Origin of the sequence: Acinetobacter sp. PW68, assembly GCF_020982655.1 — a bacterium.
Taxonomy (GTDB): domain Bacteria; phylum Pseudomonadota; class Gammaproteobacteria; order Pseudomonadales; family Moraxellaceae; genus Acinetobacter; species Acinetobacter towneri_A.
In genome coordinates, this window is sequence record NZ_JAHZSX010000001.1 from 835,992 (window position 1) to 852,766 (window position 16,775).

Consider the following 16,775-nt stretch of genomic DNA (forward strand, 5'->3'; position numbering starts at 1 on the left):
CTAATAACCAAATAGAAATGTCCTATACAGACACTTCCAAGTCAAGCACAGGATTCAGATTTCGTTCTTTGATTACTGTTTTCTGTGCACGTCTGCTCGGCATCTTTTGAGAACGATTGCGTTTGTTTTGCTGTTCTAATTCTTCGTGCTGTTGTTGAATATGATTGAGAACAGCACCTAAACGTTTATTCTCAACAACCTCTCGCTGGTTGAGCTGACTTAATTTATCGAAGATGCTGTAATTGATTTTTCTTCCTTGATGTTCAATGGCTACCGTGCCATCCGGGTATTCCAGAAACTCAAGATACTTGCCGATCAACCTTTTATTTTCTTCGGTATTTTCCAGTAAATATACGCATTTATCATAAGTAATCGTCAGGCTGTTCGTGACTCTGCGGGGTTCACGCCAGGTAAAAACATCATCTAATTCTTCGGCTGTTTCAGTGACAGTCCGGTGTAGATCCTTGGGATTAAAGGCCATATTGGCAAATTTACGATTAAATTGCTCGATAAAGCAGGGCAGCCAGGCATTCGCTTGCTCAATCGAATAGATGCCTTCCAGGCGCATTTCTTTAATCAGACGGTCCTGAAGCGTTCTATTCGCCCGTTCTACACGGCCTTTGGCTTGTGGTGAATTGGCGAAGATGATATCGATATTGAGGGTACTGAGTACGCGTCCAAACTGGGTAATCTTGGTGTCTTTCTTGCTGCTTTGATTCACCCTGAAGACTGAATGTTTATCACTGTAAAACGCCAACGGCTTACCATGCTGCTCAACATACAAACGTGTTGAAATCATATAGTCAAATGCTGATTCCGACTCACAGAAACGTAAATGCTGTAATTTTCCTGTGGCATCATCGATAAATACCAGCAGACAGCACTTAGCAGCGCGTCCTTCAAACCAGTCATGGTGTGAGCCATCGATTTGAATCAGTTCACCATAACAATCTCGGTTATAACGAGGCTGATACGGGCGTTTCAGGCGCTTGGCGCGAGGAATCCACAGATCGGCTGCAATCATCCAGGAACGCAGTGTTTCCACTGAAATATCGAATCCATGAACAGTGGTGAGCTTTTCATGCGCTAAAGTGGGTCCGAAACCATGCAGTTGATCCGAAACAATATTGAGGCACTTGAGTCTGAGCTCTTCAGGAAGCCTGGAATTGCTGATTTGGCCACGTGCAGCATGTGCTAATGCAGCTGGGCCTTGAGCTTTGTATTTTTGCAATAAACGTCTGATCTGACGTTCTGAAATATGAAGTAGCTGAGCAGCTTGGGACTGGGTTATGCGTTGATCACAGATTTCTTGCAAGACCGACAATCGTTTAAGTTCTTTATCCGACATAGACACCAACATATCAAACCGTCCGCTAAGAAAATTGCAAAAGTGCATATTCTAAAAGCGGACATTTTTACTTTGGAGAAACCGGACATTTCTACTTGGGGCTTACAAATAATGAACATTTAATTTTAGATTATGTAAAATTGAGTAAGGGGCTAGCCAATCAAGGTGGGGCAATTTATAACTTTGCACAAGTGACTGGCGAAAAGATTCCAGCAGGTTTTATTGAGATCAAAAATAGCTTGCTTGAAGCTAACCAAGCGCAGGAAGGAGGTGTCATTTATACGCAATTTCCGCGCTTTGTCATTACAACATCAGTATTTAAAGCGAACAAGACCGCATCTACCACTTCAGCCAATCTCTATTCTGCAGCAAGTTTGGCAGATGAAGAAATCAAAGCTTTTCCTAGCATGGGGAATATGATCGTGAGCAGTACTTTTACTGCAAATGAAGGCTATGTCATGAATGTGCTAGACGATATTGGTGTCAATAATATTAGCTTGATTGGTAATAGTCGTGGTGTGTATCTCAATGCACCTCTAGGAAAAGCCTATATTGCCAATAGTGTGATTTTAGGCAATCCGCATCCTGTCAGTGTGAGTACTGCAGCGAACTGTGTGCAAGCAGGTTCAGATGCAACAAGATTACAAAATAATTTAGTCGGTGCTGGCTGTGGAGCAGGCGATAGCAACTATCCAAATACTGTATGGACTGCGAATTCGGTACTTGCTGGCAATCTGCTTGAAGGTGCATGCAAAACTCTCAGTCAAGATAAAACAGCACTGTTTTGTCCATATCAAGTACCTGAAAATGCATTCTTGGGCTTTATGCGTCCGCGTGTATTGCTCAGTTATAACAGCCTGAAAGATTCTGTGGTGTTAAACCGTGGGCAATTACAACTGGCGGATCACAAAGTGGTCGGTTGTACTGCTTCAGATCAACGCGGTAAAAACCGTCAGTCAGATATTACCTTGTGTGATCGTGGGGCAATTGAGGTGGTGGTTCCTGAAACTATGAGCCTCATTGGTCAAAATATTTTGGCAGGTCAAATTGCTAAGATGTCGGTGAGTGATTTGTTGGGTGATAGTGATTTGGTGCCTAAAGAGTTTTGTGATCAAGTTTATCCAAATAATCCGACAGGCCAAGCATGGCAAGCAGGTTGTGTGCAAATTGAGCAACTTGATACTCGCTCTAAAGGAAAATTGACTGTAGATGAGTTGGGGAATTTGGTATATAGCCCAGATTCTGCTTGGCATGGTGCAGATGTCTTTAAAATTAAATTAGTCACCAGCACCACACGTTTTAATAGCACGACACCTTATATGGAAGTGAAAGTCCAAGTTATTCAAGAACATGAAAATCGTATGGAAAGCGATAAAATAAATGTTTCAGGCGGTGCATGGAGCGCTTATGGATTAATGGCGTTATTGGGTTTGTTGGGTATACGCCGTAGAAAAGCATAAAGGATGAATATGAAAAATAATAAAAAAACACTATTAGGGATAATGGTGCTGTCTGCTATGTCCCTTATGGCAGCAGATAATCCGATAATTCAGGTGACCACCTTTGAAGATCAAAATGGTGAAGACTTAAGCAAATGTTCATTACGTGAAGCTTTGGTTGCAGCTAAGCAGAATATGGCGTTTGGTGGTTGTAGTGCAGGCAACACCAACCGTGGTGTAACAGATATGATTCAGTTGCAGGCTGGAGAATATACCTTAAACTCAGAATTACGCCCGCAATCTATGGTGCGTATTTATGGGGCGACAGCGGTCGACTATAACCAAGTAGATCCAATTACACATCGTTATCCTTCAATTGCACCGTTAAAAACCACTATTAATGCACATGGCAATAGCCGCATTATCAATACTTCAGATACCCAAGCCAGCGTGGCGCTATACGATGTCATTCTAAAAAATGGGAATGCCCATGGTGGTGGTAATGCAAACCCTGCAGATGCAGGCAAGGGTGGTGCATTATTTGTGGCAGGCCCATTAGCTGCGAACAATGTCGAAATTCAAAATTCGCATGCAGAACAAGGTGGTGCAATTTACGTTGTTGCTCATCAAGCGGAGCGTCAAGTCAATTTAGAAAATGCTTATATCCATGCGAACCAAGCCAAAGTAGGTAGTGTGTTGGCAATGGATTGTAGTGCCAACTTGGTCAATACACGCTCTATGGTGAAAATTGACCGCAGCAGTATTGTGAAAAATGGTGCTGCAAATAGTCTTAGTACTTTTGATCTTTGCGGCCAACCAGATCTTGCGTTGACTGCCAGTACGATTGCACAAAACCAAGCTGATACCAGCAAAGGTCATATCTTTAACTTAAGTAATGCAGAAAATCATCCGCTTAGCACTTTGTCACAGGTGTATTTGCAAAGTAATACCATTGTTGAAAATAAAGCATTGAGTACTTTGTTTTATGACAATTATCCACGTATTGTCCTCTCTTTTAATATGTTGGCCTTTAACCAAGGTAAATCTTGTCGTTATGCATTCCCTGCGAGCTTAGAGCAGGCGCGCAACATCAACACAATTCGCAATGCCTTATTCGCAATGGGATCAGCGACAGAGCAAGGCGAGTGTGATTTGCCTGAAACAGCAAATAGTTCTTATGATGGTGCTAAAAATTTGGATTTGACAGGGCTTAGCTTTGATCAAGTATTGCAGCCCTTGCAAGAACCATCTGCTTATAATTTATTCCTGCCGTTGTATTATCCAAAACTTGGTTCAGACCCTGCGAAAGATTTGATTGATGTAAACAGCATGGGGTGTAGTGATTATGAACAACGTGGTTTGGCGCGGGTGAGTAATGCAACTTTGACTTTAAATCCTGATGAAAAAAATACCTGTGAAATTGGCTCGGTAGAAGTAATGCGCTTAAACGCTGCCGATATTCAAAGCTTGAGTAATGTCTCTTATGAAAGTTTATTTGCCAATTATCAGCAACAAATTGACCGTATTCAGTCAGCGATAGATCAAAGTAAAGATGCTGCATCTTCGGTCGTTTCTCAATCACATGCTGATTTGAAAACGATGCAGGATTTGTTGGCCAATACCAAAGCCAAGCAGCAATATCGTGCCATATATGTTGATCCATTTGCGATGGCATTAAAGCAAGATGAACCAACTGCAGATGGGAAATTTGTTCAGTTAAGACAGCTTAATTCTGACAACTTTATCATTAGCACTGAAGTATTGGGGATTGGTGCAATTTCGGGCTCAGGTACCACATTTAGCACAGATAAATTGACCCAAGACCCACTATTCAAGTGTGAATGGGATGCACAGTTGCAACGGATTGTGATGTATCGATTGAATGATAAAGTCACAGAAGCAACCGATTCAGCGTATTGTAAATACACCATTACCTCAAAATTAGACAGCAATTTGCATTCTTCGGGCTTGCTTGAAGGCAAATTTAGCAATATTGCCCCAATTGCAAAAGATGATCGTGTACGACTTGAATATGGTACAGATCTCAAAGTGAGTTTTAATCCATTGCTGAATGATAGCGATGCAGGCGATGGTTCTATCAGCACTCTGAAAGAAAATACCAATAAGCCTGCATTCTATAAAGATAGTACAGGACAAGAACTGGCAATTCGTTTTATGCAAGTGCCTTCAGGTGTGGTACTTACGGCAGATCGTCAAGCACCTTGTCCTGGGGATTATGCCCGTGAAATTTGTTATGGTGGCAATATTCAGGTTCAAGTACGAAATAGCTTTAGCCCATTTGATTATGAGCTGAAGTACACAATTTTCGATCATGAACTGGAATTATCGCCAGAAGCGACCATTACTTTAGAAAATACAGCGAAAAATACCAATTATGAAACCAGTGGTGGTGGCGGAGGAAGCTTAGGTTTTTGGGGTGTGTTTGGTTTAATCGGATTGGCGATCTATCGTCAACGTCCAAGAAAATCGTAATTTACCAAGTCTTTATTGCAAAAGCCTCATCTGTTTTACATGATGAGGCTTTTGTTATTTGTGGGTTTAGGCACTTTATAGATTATCTATAATAACAGATAAAAATTAGTGACTCATTGCAGGCTGCTGATATTTAAGAATGTATTCTTGACGAATCAAGGGCCGTTGTTCAGGTGTAGCTCGTTGCAAACGTTGTCCTAATTCACGACGTTCCTGTGTACTCATTTTTTGCCAAGTTTCACGCATTTTTTGCTTTTCACTATCAGGCAGTTGAGTAAACCAATCCATTCGCTGCTGCAAAGCCACGCTTTTCTCAGCAGGAATTTCTTTTAAGTTTTGATAGCGCTTAATTAATGCCAATTGTTCTTCTTCAGAAAGGCTTTCCCAAGTTTCTGAAATTTGCGTATCTGCATCCTTGGAAAAAATCCAAAAACGTTCAAACCCTGCATAACTGGTTTGTAAAAAACTGAGCGCACAACACGCAATCACAATTCGTTTAGCTGCCATGTGGAACTTTGTCCTCACCCAACACCATTAACATTTCTAAATCTTCGACCATTTGTGGAGAAAGTTTAGGAACAGACACTGCTTGATTCTGCGGTTGTGTGGTCATTTCTATTGAATTTGGTAAGACCACAAAACCTGCAATTGCTGCAGCCAATGCAAAACCTGACATTTTCCAAAGCCCATAGCGCGATGTTTTCTTGTCTTGAATATTATCCAAGACATGATTCATGACCGCAGCTTTGTGTTGATGGTGGCGAGCCAATCCATCAAGTTTGGATGTCACTTGTTTTAAGAAATCATCTTGTTTCATTCTGATGATCCTCCCAGATACGGATTCATATGTGCCAAACTGTTGCGTAAAGCTTGAATGGCACGGTGATAATGCGTTTTTACACTGCCTTCAGTGCAGTTCATAATTTGTGCGGTGGTTTGCGTATCAAAACCTTCCCAAGCACGTAACATAAAAGCTTGTTGTTGCCGCACAGGAAGCCCCGCAATTGCTGCCTGAATTTCTTCTACAGTCACAGCTTGATCTAAAAACTCTGCAGGATTGAGTGCTTGCTCATCGACAATATCGAGTTGTTCAACATCGTCATTATCTAAACTGACTTTTTTAAACAATGAAAACGGTTGTGCGCGACGAGCCTCTTTACGACGCCAATCTTGTAATTTGTTATTTAAAATGGTGTAAAACAGGGGATACCATTCATCTGTGGCTTTGTCGGCATAAGATTTATGCAAGGAAATAAAGGCCTCTTGCACCAAATCCATCGCTATGCCGTGCTGGCCTTGCGTTGCACTTTCCATCATCACTAAGGCACGCCCCGTTACGTCTTGCATGAAATTCTTCAGACGTTGCTCAGCCGTACTCTTAAGAGCACTCAAATTTTGCGAGTGTGACGACTTCGGGTTTAAATCCATAGAGATGGAAAATCCTGTCATTGGATACCCACCATTATTTTTAACATCATATTTCTATAACGCTAAAAACAATGGTTTGGTTGACATTGCAAATTATTATTTTCAGTCTAATCTATTTTTTTTGCAGGGCTAGCCTTTTTAAAATAAATTAACCATTTACAGACGCTGGCGTACCATTTCAAAGAAACAAATTGAGCCTGCAATTGCCACATTCAAAGATTCCTGTCCACCCGGTTGCGGAATGCTTACCGCTTCTGCATGTTGTAGAGCATAGTCGGACACACCTTGTCCTTCATTGCCTAGAATCCAGACGCAAGCCTTGCGCAGATTTTTGGAATAGAGGCTTTCTGCATGGTGTGAACTGGTCACATATACAGGAATTTGGAATTGTGCCAAGACATCTTCAAGTTCAATATTTTCAAAGGTATGCAAGCTAAAGTGTGCGCCCATGCCTGCACGTAACACCCTTGGTGACCAAAGCGAGGCAGAACCTTTGGTACAAATAATTTGTTCAATACCTGCTGCTGCTGCAGAGCGCAATAATGTGCCTACATTACCCGGATCTTGCACATTTTCTAAAATCAGCGTGTCTGCTTTAAGGTCTAAAGCTTGGCTTGAACTTGGCACATCGACAATGGCTAAACAGGCAAGGGAAGTGCCTAAAGTGCTTAGATCTTTATATAAAGACTCACCAATGACAAAGACCATGCCTGTGTATTTAGCCAAAATACGTTCATAGTCAGGATGGCTCAGTGCGTGTTCAGTGGTAAAAATCGAATTGATTTTTTTATTTTCATGTAACCACGCCAGACACAAATGTGTACCTTCTAGTACCGTTTGTCCCTGTTTTTTGCGATAGTTATTTTGTTCAATTAAACCACGTAAGTGTTTAATTTTCGGGTTATCTTTTGATTCTAAAAAAATCGTAGGCATGCGATAAAATCCACAGCAGTCAGCGGATGGCTGACTGCTGTTGTTAAAAATTATTGATGGTAGCTGCTGACCAAATCGACTTCATTTTTTGAGCCAATGATGACAGGCACACGTTGATGTAGGTCTGTAGGTTGGATGTCTAAAATACGCTCACGACCAGTGGTTGCCGCACCGCCTGCTTGCTCCATGAGCATGCTCATTGGGTTGGCTTCATACATTAAACGTAAACGACCTGCTTTTTTAGGGTCTTTTAAATCGTACGGATACATGAAAATTCCGCTACGGCAAAGGATACGGTGAATATCGCCCACCATACATGCAACCCAGCGCATGTTAAAGTCTTTATCACGAGGCCCAGTTTTACCAGCCAAAAGCTCATCAATATAGCGTTTTACAGGTGCTTCCCAATGACGCTGATTTGAAGCATTGATCGCATATTCTTTTGTATCGGCAGCAACTTGAATGTTGTTGGCAGTCACTAAAAACTCTTGGCTTTCTGGATCAAAGGTAAAGAACACTACACCTGCACCAACAGTGAGCGCCATCATGGTAGATGGGCCATACAACACATAACCTGCAGCGACTTGCTGTGTACCTGCTTGCATAAAGTCTGCAGCCTGAGTCACGGCATTTTTTGCAGGTAAAATTGAGAAAATGGTACCCACACACATATTGATGTCGATGTTGCTTGAACCATCCAGTGGGTCAAATAACACTAAATATTGACCATTTTCCTGGGCAGGGGTGAATTCGTCTAATTCTTCCGATGCCAAACCACCCACATTTGGGTGTTTTTGTAACGCATCAATTAAATAATCATTTGAAATTACATCTAACTTCTTTTGTTCTTCGCCTTGTACATTTTCATTTTGCGCACTGCCTAATACGCCCGCCAAGGCACCTTTTTGTAATGTTTGGTCAATCGTTTTACAGGTATTAGCAATAGTTTCAATTACTTGAGCAAGTTCGGGTGTTAGATTTCCAGTTTGTTGTTGTAGAAATTGGGAAAGGGTGCTGTATGACATGACTGGAAAACTCCGAATGACTGCAAAAATTAAGATAACAATATGCTGCAATAGTTTAGATGAGAACGCGTTAAAAGAAAAATTAAACTCGACTATTTGCTGTGATTTTACCCTTGCAAGTCCTACAGAAAGTGCTATGTTGATGTAAAGGATTTAATTTGAGATAGGAGCACAGATATGACAACGTTAAAGTTTGATGCGACTCCAACGCCAAGCGAAGGGATTAGTTTAGACGATATTTCTGAAGACAAGATGAAAGCCGCTTGGAAGGATTACGAGTCTAAACCTGAATATAAAAAGTTTAATAAGCATGATTTGATTGAATCTATGCAAACTGCAAAAGCTGATGTCGAGTCGGAATAACTGGAGCAAAGCTGTATTTTTGCACTCATCTGTTAGTTTTTAAAATATTCATCGTCCAGTTTTTCAGGTCATAAAAAGCGCCCTTGTAATCAAGAGCGCTTTTTTAGTATTGGGGAAACACGTTCTAAACGAGTTTTTCCCAAACAGCAAATTATTATTTCAATAATGGTGGAACAGCTTCGTAGTTAATTTCTACGCGACGGTTTTCTTTCCATGCATTTTCATCATGTCCAGGGTTGACTGGCATTTCTTTACCATAGCTCACTGCCTCAAGCTGACCTGCGTTAACACCGTTAGTAATTAAGAAGCTTTCAACTGCTTTGGCACGACGCTCGCCTAAAGCCATGTTGTATTCACGTGTACCACGCTCATCGGTGTGACCTGTAAGCGCCACTTTAGAGTTAGCATTCGCCATTAAAAACTGTGCATGCGCTTGTAGAGTTTGGTAATCATCATTAGATAATTCGCTACTGTCGTAGTCAAAATGCACCACGCGCTTTGCCAAGAAAGCTTTGTTGGCTTCGGTTACACCTTTGGCAGATGCACCTGCAAGGTTTTGTGCATTTAAAGCTGCATCTTCACTCAAACCTTGAGTGTTGACTGTAGTTGCACCACTTGGCGTTTGACCTGCTTGTAAGTCAGTCGTTGGTTTGCGGTTTGCACAACCCGTCATCACTAAAGCCGATGCCAAAACAGGGAGTACCAATAATTTAACTGCGTTCATCCTCATCTCCATGAAGCTTGATTTTTGGTTTTAAAATAGAACTGAAAAGTGTTTACCTTGCGGATACTCATTATTTTGGCGCCCATGCAGGTTCACGCACTTCGCCTTGCTCACTTGGTAAGTTCATGCGGAAGCGACCATCTAAAGACATAATCGATAATAAGCCACGTGCGCCTTCGCGTGTCGCGTACACTACCATTTGCCCATTTGGTGAGAAGCTTGGCGACTCATCCAAACTGGTTGGGGTTAAAATGTTGGTGATATTGGTGTTGATGTCTTGGATTGCGACTTTGTAATTACTGCCGCTTGGACGATGTACCAATGCCAGTTTACGACCATCGGCACTGAGCGTACCACGTGCGTTAAATGCGCCACGGAAGGTTAGGCGTTTGCTGCTGCCTGTGGCAAAGTCATAACGATAAATTTGTGCGGAACCACCACGATCTGAAGTGTAAATAAATGATTTACCATCTGGTGCATAGCGTGCTTCGGTATCAATCGCACTGTCATTGGTCATGCGTCGCAGTTCGCGGGTGCTTAAATTCATTTGATAAATTTCTGGATTGCCATGCATGGATGCGGTAAACAACATGCTTTGACCATCTGGTGAGAAGCTAGGTGCACCATTTAAACCACGGAAACTGGCTAATTTTTCACGCTGACCTGTAGCCAAATCTTGCACATAAATAGCAGGACGTTTGGTTTCAAACGACACATAGGCAATTTTTTTGGCATCTGGTGTCCATGCAGGCGATAAAATTGGATCACGCGAAGTCAAAATGGTTTTAGGTTGTTCACCATCAGTATCGGCAATTTGTAGGGTATAGCGTTGTTCAGGTGTTGCAGGATTACGCAGTACATAGGCAATACGTCCGCTAAAATCACCTTTAATACCCGTAAGTGCTTCATAAATGGCATCACTGATCATGTGTGCAGCAGAACGCACGCGTGACGCAGGCACGCTCAATAATTCATTCAATAAGTATTGCTGTTTTTGCACATCATAAAGTTGGTAGTGAACTTCATAACCGCCTTCTGCAGTGGCTTTAACATTTCCTGTCACGACATAAGGTACACCTGCGGCTTGCCATGCTGCTGCATTAGGGTTGTTCATGCTTGCAGTCGCCGCAAGGTTTTTAGATGAACTGGTGAATTTACCTGAACGGTTTAAATCGTTTTCTACAATAGGATAAATACTTTGATCATTGACAAAGGGCACAATGGCAATTTTAGGTGCTTCTTCTGGTGCTTTGGCAATTTCTAAATGCAATTGTGCAAAAGATTGTGTGCTTAAAACTGGACTCAGCGCAGTTAAAATAGCAAGACAAAGTAAGTGTTTACGCGTTGTTTCCATCATTCGCTATTTTCTCAAATCAACATAACTTTTTTGGATGTAATTGTGGTACATAATGGCATGCTTTGGTAGGAATGAAAGCATGAATTTATAATAAAACTGTTATAACACTGTGAAAATTTAAATTTATATATACTCATAAATATTTTGAGAAGGAGTTAGCCGAATAGATGCTATTCAGCTAACTGGTAACTTATTGTGCTGTAAAGGTAGAGGTGAAGCTACGTGCTTCACGTCGTGCCTCTGGGTCTGATGGCATCGGATAAGGCGCAGCAGCACGAACGGCAGCCTCTACACTTGCTTTCATATCAGGATCGCTAGAATTAACCACGACAGACTGAACTGCGCCACTGTCACTTAAAGTCACACGGGCAGTTGCACGTTGACCCGAAGAACCTGCTGGGGTATCCCATGCTCGTCTAATTTTATTTTCAAAATCACGTTTAGCTGTGGATGCAATGCGTCTTACTTCGGCCTTTTTCTGAGCGGCTTCTTCTGCAGCTTTATTGGCAGCTGAAGCTTTAGCTTCAGCGTCGGCACGCGCCTTCGCTTCGGCATCAGCTTTGGCTTTTGCATCTGCGTCAGCTTTACGTTTTGCATCAGCATCTGCCTTGGCTTTTGCATCTGCGTCAGCTTTACGTTTTGCATCGGCATCAGCTTTGGCTTTTGCATCTGCTGCAGCTTTACGTTTTGCATCGGCATCAGCTTTGGCTTTTGCATCTGCGTCAGCTTTACGTTTTGCTTCGGCATCTGCTTTGGCTTTTGCGTCTGCAGCAGCTTTACGTTTTGCCTCAGCATCCGCCTTGGCTTTTGCATCTGCTTCAGCTTTGCGTTTTGCTGCTGCATTGGCTTCGAGTTGACGTCTTTCTGCCGCTTCTGCTTTTTTCAGGGCTTCGGCTTCTTTACGACGTACAGTATCTGCTTCAGCACGTGCTTTGGCATCGGCTTGGGCTTTTGCTTTGGCGTCAGCTTCTTGTTGAGCACGTTTTTCAGCGCGTGCTTGTTGTGCTTTTAAGCGTTCAGCTTCTAATTTTTGTCGCTCTGCAATTTGTTTGGCTTCGGCAGCTTGTCGTTCTGCGCGTGCTTGAGCCTCTGCCGCTTGAGCTGCTTTTTGTGTATCAACTTGAGGCGCGGGCGGTGTATGGGCTGCTGCAGGTGTCGGAATGACAGGTGCAGGTTGAAGCGCAGGTTCAGCAGTTTGAGTAATTTGCTCTGCTACATTTTCATGTGTAGTTTCAGCAGATTCAGTTTCTAATAAGGGTTTTAAATCTTCGGGTTTAATAAGTACGGTTTTAATGGGTTTAGGTGGCTCAGGTGCTTTACTCATGCCCAAATAAAGCAAGCCAACCACTGCGATAAGGTGGACACCTACAGTGAACCCAATCGCGATAGCTTTTTGTTGAAAAGGTGGCTTTTTAAAATCTTTCATAAATTACTTCAAAGGCTCAGTCAGCAATCCAACTTGGGTTAAACCCGCATCTTGTAAGTTAGACATTAACGCAATCACATCACCATAAGGGCGTGTATTATCACCACGAATAACAACCTGAAACTCTTTGTTTTCAGCTTTGGCTTGAATTTGAGCATCGGTCAAAATTTGTTTCAGTTGGGCTAATTCCAAAGGCTCGGCTTTGTGTTCTTTGTATTCTAAAAAATATTGTCCATCTTTATTTAACGTCACCAAAGCAGGAGCATCTTTCGATTCAATTGGGTTGCCATTGGCTTGTGGTAAATCGACTTGAATCCCACTGGTAATCATCGGTGCGGTGACCATAAAAATCACCAATAACACCAACATGACATCAATATAAGGAACAACATTCATGTCACTTTTGAGTGGTTTCTTAATGCGCTCGAAGCGTCCTGAGCGTTGAATGGCCATTAGTCGTGATCCTGAGTATTGCCTAAAGATTGACGTTGTAATAAAGCTACCATTTCTTCGGCAAATAAAGCACGATCAGAATAAACCGCTTCACCTTTGGCGGTGTAATGGTTAAAAGCAAGTACTGCAGGAATAGCGGCAAATAAACCAATGGCTGTGGCAATGAGGGCTTCGGCAATCCCTGGTGCGACTGTTGCTAATGTGACTTGATCGACATCTGCCAGTCCAATAAAAGCGTTCATAATGCCCCAGACGGTACCAAATAAACCCACGTATGGCGCAACCGAACCAATGCTGGCCAATGCACCTAAGCCTTGTTCAAGTTGAGCTTGGTCGCGACTTAAACCGACACGTAAAATACGTTCTGTGCCTTCGATGGTTTGTGGAGCAGGCGCTTGGCGTTTTTTGAGTTTTAAAAACTCACCTAAGCCTTGATAGAAAATATCTTCCAAACCGACACGTTTTGAATTGAGCTGTGCATTGTTGTAAAGCGTATTTAATTCTGCACCAGACCAGAAGATTTTCTGGAAATGCTGATCATCTGCCTGTGCCTTTTTATAGCTCATGTGTAACTTGGCAATCAGATACCAACTGTATAATGATGCTAAAAGCAGCGAGAGCATTACCAGCTGAACAACAGGACTTGCTTGTAAAATAAGATCTGATACTTGAAGAGATGATTCGAGTTGTGTTGCCATAGTTACTACATGTGCCAATTCATTTTTTTAATCTTGTCCTAATTCTTTCAGAATAAGGCTACGAATTTCATCTGGCAGACGACGTGGTTTCATATCTGAACCCAGACAGGCCAATTCAACCTCGCCAGATGCAAGCATGATTTCACCACGATAAATATTTTGTTGCAATACAAATGATGACGCTTTACACGAAACTACACTTGCTGTAACAGTAATTAGGTCATCCATTAAGATTGGACGTGAATATTTCACGTTAATTTTATGCACGACAAAGTTATAATCTTGTTGATGCCAATAATGATCAACACCCGTCGCACGAAGCCATTCTGTACGGGTACGTTCCATAAAGCGAATATGGTTGGCGTGGTAAACAATGCCGCCTGCATCAGTATCTTCCATATAGATACGAATTTTAAATTCAAATTTATTCGCCATGATGATGTTCCGCTTCGATGTTACAAAGTTGTTTGATAAGCAATACTTATAGCTTAAGCCATGTCGATGAAATTGACGTGAATCAGGGCTATAAGTCAAGCTGTGTATAGCGTGGCAGTTTATCATTCTCAACGCTTCGTCCAATGGCACAAGATTTCAAACATGCTTTTAAGTTAAAATTAGCTGCTTGCCTTACACATGCAGATGATCCATCCCAATGAGCAGTACATGAGTCGTTTAGTTAAATTTTTTGTAGTGATTGCCATATTGTATTTGTTGTGGATGACGCTGTTCCAATCAGATGGAGGAATTGCGGATAGCACAACCTATCAGTCCTCGCAGCAAGTCCATCAGTTTAAAGACTATACCATTCAAGTTTTGGAAAGCTATGAAGGTGAGTTTCGGGTATTGTCACGTGAAAATTATAATTTTGGACGTGAAGCCGAACTTAGCCCTGTCGATTTTGCCTTGGGATGGGGCGAAATGGCCAAGCCTGAAGTGTATAAACAGTTGTCTATTCGTCAAAGCAACCGTTGGTATCATTGGCGTTATGAACAAGCACCACCAATTCCTGTGCAAGAGATTGCAAGTTTGAGTGCCAATACGCATTTAATTCCTGCCACGCCCGCGATTGCGACACAGTTAAAACAGATTGATGAAGATGATTTGATTTATTTGAAAGGTAAATTGGTTGAAGTTACTGCTGCAGATGGTTGGCTGTGGCGCAGTTCTTTAAGCCGTCATGACACAGGGGCGGGCGCGTGTGAATTAATGCTCGTTGAAGATGTGCGTGTCATCGAAAATTAAGGTCTATCTTCAGACTCAATTAACCTAATTATTTAAGAGTTTAAAGGGAGATACCTCCCTTTGATCTATTTTTTTGACCTACTTTTATTTCGGCTCAGGTGGTGTCATCCCAAATTGTAAATACGCCATATTGGTGGCAATACGACCCCGTGCAGTACGCATCACATAACCTTGCTGAATTAAGTATGGTTCAATTACATCTTCCAAAGTGCCAGAATCTTCCGCCATAGCAGCAGCTAAGGCTTCCACACCTGCGGGACCACCATCAAATCGCTCTAATAACATAGATAAATATCGACGGTCCAAAGTATCTAAACCATCTTTATCGACATTCAGCATATCTAATGCAAGTTGTGCCATCTCTTGTGTGACTTCACCTGTGCCTTTGACCTGTGCATAGTCACGAACGCGACGCAATAAACGGTTGGCAATACGTGGCGTACCACGTGAACGACGTGCAATTTCTTTCGCACCAGTTTCGGTCATAGGCACATCCATCAGACTCGCCGAGCGTTTGACAATATGGGTCAAATCTTCAACCGAGTAAAATTCAAGGCGCTGCACAATCCCAAAACGGTCACGTAACGGTGAGGTGAGCAAACCTGCGCGAGTGGTGGCGGCGACAAGGGTAAATGGGGGTAAATCCAGTTTAATGGAGCGTGCTGCAGGTCCTTCACCAATCATGATATCCAGTTGATAATCTTCCATCGCTGGATACAAAATTTCTTCGATCACAGGTGATAGACGGTGTATTTCATCAATAAATAACACATCACCTTCTTCAAGGTTGGTCAGCATGGCGGCTAAATCGCCTGCGCGTTCCAAGACAGGTCCTGAAGTAGATTTAAGATTGCCGCCCATTTCACTGGCAATAATATTGGCGAGTGTAGTTTTACCTAAACCTGGTGGTCCGAAAATCAGTGTGTGGTCGAGTGCTTCTGCGCGTCCACGGGCTGCACCAATAAAAATTTCCATTTGTTCACGCACCACAGGTTGCCCAATATAGTCATCGAGTGAGGTGGGACGAATGGCGCGATCAATTTGATCTTCGGGTTTTTCAGAACCACTGATTAGACGGTCTTGCATAGGTGATCTAAACTTTAAGTAAACTGATTTTAATAAGAAATTCCGCAAAACATTTTTGGCGGCGTCTTTCCAATAGAACTTTCTGTCTCAACAGTTGCGAATGAATTCATCGCGTATCAGATGAGGTGAATTAGACAATATATGTGCTTACCGATTCATCGACTTTAATGCTGCACGGATAATATCACTGGCTTCAGTAAAATCGCCCTTGACTGCGTTAATCAGTTTTTGTGCTTCGGCAGGTTTATAACCTAAAGATTGTAAAGCGGCTTCGGCTTCGGCAACAGCAGAATTGCCTGTAAACTGGATTTGAGTCACAGTTGAATTGCTGCTGCTCACTTCGTTAGACATGGCTTTAAAGCGATCACGTAATTCAATCATTAAGCGTTCAGCAGTTTTTTTGCCCACACCTGGCACTTTAATCAAGGTATTAATATCTTCATGTTCTACGGTGTGAATCAGTAGCTCGACGCTTAAGGTTGATAAAATACCTAGCGCCATTTTTGGGCCGACACCATTAACTTTCAGTAAGGTTCGGAAAATGATTTTTTCTTGGGCTTCTAAAAAACCATATAACAATTGAGCATCTTCACGCACGGCTAAATGCGTCCATAGGGTAATTTTCTGCCCTTTTTGTAATTGGCAAAATGTGGTGAGCGGCGTGTCAATTTCATAGCCAACACCATTCACATTCAGTAACACGGTTGGTGCTTCTAAAGCCAAAACTTCGCCAATAAGACATCCGATCATATTTGTGATT

The 16,775-nt window shown here is 42.2% G+C and carries 18 protein-coding genes; 4 read left to right on the forward strand and 14 right to left on the reverse strand.

From position 1 onward, the window contains the following. Positions 1-22: 22 nt before the first annotated feature. Positions 23-1,348, reverse strand: coding sequence for an ISNCY family transposase (locus tag K1T76_RS03935; protein WP_079393426.1), 1,326 nt, complete (start codon positions 1,346-1,348; stop codon positions 23-25). Between the two features lie 95 nt (positions 1,349-1,443). Between K1T76_RS03935 and rbtA the strand changes: the two genes are divergently transcribed. Together rbtA and K1T76_RS03945 are read left to right on the forward strand one after the other, a co-directional pair. Further along, positions 1,444-2,808, forward strand: a complete 1,365-nt coding sequence (rbtA, locus tag K1T76_RS03940; RefSeq protein WP_268259883.1) for a rhombotarget A — start codon at positions 1,444-1,446, stop codon at positions 2,806-2,808. A 57-nt stretch (positions 2,809-2,865) separates the two neighbouring features. After that, positions 2,866-5,280 (forward strand): CSLREA domain-containing protein, encoded by a 2,415-nt coding sequence (locus tag K1T76_RS03945; protein ID WP_230244137.1) that lies wholly within the window; start codon positions 2,866-2,868, stop codon positions 5,278-5,280. 105 nt (positions 5,281-5,385) lie between these two features. Here K1T76_RS03945 and K1T76_RS03950 read toward each other — a convergent pair whose 3' ends face one another. From K1T76_RS03950 to K1T76_RS03970, 5 genes are all read right to left on the reverse strand, one after another. Further along, positions 5,386-5,787 (reverse strand): DUF3106 domain-containing protein, encoded by a 402-nt coding sequence (locus K1T76_RS03950; RefSeq protein WP_230244138.1) that lies wholly within the window; start codon positions 5,785-5,787, stop codon positions 5,386-5,388. After that, entirely contained in the window at positions 5,777-6,097 is a 321-nt protein-coding gene (locus K1T76_RS03955; RefSeq protein WP_230244139.1) for a hypothetical protein, read from the reverse strand. Before K1T76_RS03955 ends, K1T76_RS03950 begins: the two co-directional genes overlap by 11 nt. Then, a complete protein-coding gene (locus K1T76_RS03960; protein ID WP_230245613.1) occupies positions 6,094-6,708 on the reverse strand; it encodes an RNA polymerase sigma factor in 615 nt (204 codons plus the stop codon). The genes K1T76_RS03955 and K1T76_RS03960 overlap by 4 nt, the downstream gene beginning before the upstream one ends. Before the next feature lie 156 nt (positions 6,709-6,864). Beyond that, positions 6,865-7,641: a TrmH family RNA methyltransferase gene (locus K1T76_RS03965; protein ID WP_230244140.1), complete on the reverse strand. Its 777-nt coding sequence runs from the start codon at positions 7,639-7,641 to the stop codon at positions 6,865-6,867. Positions 7,642-7,691: 50 nt separating this feature from the next. Beyond that, complete coding sequence (locus K1T76_RS03970; RefSeq protein ID WP_230244141.1) at positions 7,692-8,666, reverse strand: class 1 fructose-bisphosphatase; 975 nt, start codon at positions 8,664-8,666, stop codon at positions 7,692-7,694. 177 nt (positions 8,667-8,843) lie between these two features. Here K1T76_RS03970 and K1T76_RS03975 point away from each other — a divergent pair, with 177 nt between their 5' ends. Next, positions 8,844-9,029, forward strand: a complete 186-nt coding sequence (locus K1T76_RS03975) for an NF038105 family protein (RefSeq protein WP_230244142.1) — start codon at positions 8,844-8,846, stop codon at positions 9,027-9,029. 154 nt (positions 9,030-9,183) lie between these two features. Here the strand turns inward: K1T76_RS03975 and pal are convergent, their stop codons facing one another. The 6 genes from pal to ybgC all read right to left on the reverse strand — a co-directional run bounded on the left by pal (position 9,184) and on the right by ybgC (position 14,122). Next, entirely contained in the window at positions 9,184-9,753 is a 570-nt protein-coding gene (pal, locus tag K1T76_RS03980; protein WP_230244143.1) for a peptidoglycan-associated lipoprotein Pal, read from the reverse strand. 70 nt (positions 9,754-9,823) lie between these two features. After that, the gene (gene tolB, locus K1T76_RS03985; RefSeq protein ID WP_180038069.1) at positions 9,824-11,107 is read right to left on the reverse strand and encodes a Tol-Pal system beta propeller repeat protein TolB; all 1,284 of its coding nucleotides are present in this window, start codon (positions 11,105-11,107) and stop codon (positions 9,824-9,826) included. Positions 11,108-11,300: 193 nt separating this feature from the next. Continuing rightward, positions 11,301-12,536, reverse strand: a complete 1,236-nt coding sequence (gene tolA / locus K1T76_RS03990) for a cell envelope integrity protein TolA (RefSeq protein WP_230244144.1) — start codon at positions 12,534-12,536, stop codon at positions 11,301-11,303. A 3-nt stretch (positions 12,537-12,539) separates the two neighbouring features. Continuing rightward, positions 12,540-12,989 carry a protein TolR gene (gene tolR, locus K1T76_RS03995; protein ID WP_230244145.1) on the reverse strand — a complete coding sequence of 150 codons (450 nt, stop codon included), beginning with the start codon at positions 12,987-12,989 and terminating at the stop codon, positions 12,540-12,542. Continuing rightward, entirely contained in the window at positions 12,989-13,687 is a 699-nt protein-coding gene (gene tolQ, locus K1T76_RS04000; protein WP_230244146.1) for a protein TolQ, read from the reverse strand. Before tolQ ends, tolR begins: the two co-directional genes overlap by 1 nt. Positions 13,688-13,714: 27 nt before the next feature. Continuing rightward, complete coding sequence (ybgC, locus tag K1T76_RS04005; RefSeq protein WP_230244147.1) at positions 13,715-14,122, reverse strand: tol-pal system-associated acyl-CoA thioesterase; 408 nt, start codon at positions 14,120-14,122, stop codon at positions 13,715-13,717. Positions 14,123-14,350: 228 nt separating this feature from the next. Here ybgC and K1T76_RS04010 point away from each other — a divergent pair, with 228 nt between their 5' ends. Then, positions 14,351-14,929, forward strand: coding sequence for a hypothetical protein (locus tag K1T76_RS04010; protein ID WP_230244148.1), 579 nt, complete (start codon positions 14,351-14,353; stop codon positions 14,927-14,929). Between the two features lie 84 nt (positions 14,930-15,013). Here the strand turns inward: K1T76_RS04010 and ruvB are convergent, their stop codons facing one another. Both ruvB and ruvA read right to left on the reverse strand, forming a co-directional pair. Beyond that, positions 15,014-16,015 carry a Holliday junction branch migration DNA helicase RuvB gene (ruvB, locus tag K1T76_RS04015; protein WP_230244149.1) on the reverse strand — a complete coding sequence of 334 codons (1,002 nt, stop codon included), beginning with the start codon at positions 16,013-16,015 and terminating at the stop codon, positions 15,014-15,016. 147 nt (positions 16,016-16,162) lie between these two features. Then, entirely contained in the window at positions 16,163-16,765 is a 603-nt protein-coding gene (gene ruvA, locus K1T76_RS04020) for a Holliday junction branch migration protein RuvA (protein ID WP_230244150.1), read from the reverse strand. Between the last annotated feature and the right edge of the window lie 10 nt (positions 16,766-16,775).

What these genes read in the sequence shown, in the direction of transcription:
- K1T76_RS03935 (WP_079393426.1), bottom strand. Translation starts at nt 1,348, where the DNA reads ATGTCGGATAAAGAACTTAAACGATTGTCGGTCTTGCAAGAAATCTGT.
- K1T76_RS03945 (WP_230244137.1), top strand. Translation starts at nt 2,866, where the DNA reads ATGTCCCTTATGGCAGCAGATAATCCGATAATTCAGGTGACCACCTTT.
- K1T76_RS03950 (WP_230244138.1), bottom strand. Translation starts at nt 5,787, where the DNA reads ATGGCAGCTAAACGAATTGTGATTGCGTGTTGTGCGCTCAGTTTTTTA.
- K1T76_RS03955 (WP_230244139.1), bottom strand. Translation starts at nt 6,097, where the DNA reads ATGAAACAAGATGATTTCTTAAAACAAGTGACATCCAAACTTGATGGA.
- K1T76_RS03960 (WP_230245613.1), bottom strand. Translation starts at nt 6,708, where the DNA reads ATGGATTTAAACCCGAAGTCGTCACACTCGCAAAATTTGAGTGCTCTT.
- K1T76_RS03965 (WP_230244140.1), bottom strand. Translation starts at nt 7,641, where the DNA reads ATGCCTACGATTTTTTTAGAATCAAAAGATAACCCGAAAATTAAACAC.
- K1T76_RS03970 (WP_230244141.1), bottom strand. Translation starts at nt 8,666, where the DNA reads ATGTCATACAGCACCCTTTCCCAATTTCTACAACAACAAACTGGAAAT.
- K1T76_RS03975 (WP_230244142.1), top strand. Translation starts at nt 8,844, where the DNA reads ATGACAACGTTAAAGTTTGATGCGACTCCAACGCCAAGCGAAGGGATT.
- pal (WP_230244143.1), bottom strand. Translation starts at nt 9,753, where the DNA reads ATGAACGCAGTTAAATTATTGGTACTCCCTGTTTTGGCATCGGCTTTA.
- tolB (WP_180038069.1), bottom strand. Translation starts at nt 11,107, where the DNA reads ATGGAAACAACGCGTAAACACTTACTTTGTCTTGCTATTTTAACTGCG.
- tolA (WP_230244144.1), bottom strand. Translation starts at nt 12,536, where the DNA reads ATGAAAGATTTTAAAAAGCCACCTTTTCAACAAAAAGCTATCGCGATT.
- tolR (WP_230244145.1), bottom strand. Translation starts at nt 12,989, where the DNA reads ATGGCCATTCAACGCTCAGGACGCTTCGAGCGCATTAAGAAACCACTC.
- tolQ (WP_230244146.1), bottom strand. Translation starts at nt 13,687, where the DNA reads ATGGCAACACAACTCGAATCATCTCTTCAAGTATCAGATCTTATTTTA.
- ybgC (WP_230244147.1), bottom strand. Translation starts at nt 14,122, where the DNA reads ATGGCGAATAAATTTGAATTTAAAATTCGTATCTATATGGAAGATACT.
- K1T76_RS04010 (WP_230244148.1), top strand. Translation starts at nt 14,351, where the DNA reads ATGAGTCGTTTAGTTAAATTTTTTGTAGTGATTGCCATATTGTATTTG.
- ruvB (WP_230244149.1), bottom strand. Translation starts at nt 16,015, where the DNA reads ATGCAAGACCGTCTAATCAGTGGTTCTGAAAAACCCGAAGATCAAATT.
- ruvA (WP_230244150.1), bottom strand. Translation starts at nt 16,765, where the DNA reads ATGATCGGATGTCTTATTGGCGAAGTTTTGGCTTTAGAAGCACCAACC.